The organism is Pantoea sp. E956-1 (assembly GCF_982223955.1).
On sequence record NZ_CEUYZP010000132.1, the window covers coordinates 1 to 255 of the forward strand.

The 255-nt window shown below is 56.1% G+C and carries 1 pseudogene; it reads right to left on the reverse strand.

The window, feature by feature from the left end:
* Window positions 1-255, reverse strand: a pseudogene (gene ssb1 / locus AC0T7J_RS25620) (single-stranded DNA-binding protein SSB1); the annotation flags it as partial.

Below are 255 nucleotides of genomic sequence, written 5' to 3' on the forward strand. Positions count from 1 at the left end.
CTGTCCGCCCTGGTCCTGCCACTTGCGGGTGCGTAGCTGGCCTTCGATATAGACCTGCGAACCTTTGCGAAGGTATTCACCTGCAACCTCAGCAAGCTTCCCAAACAGCACTACGCGGTGCCATTCAATTACTTCCTTGTTCTCACCTGTCTGCTTATCGCGCCAACTCTCAGAGGTTGCCAGCGTGATGTTTGCCACCGCGCCACCATTGGGCAGGTAACGCACTTCCGGATCCTGACCCAGATTTCCAACCAG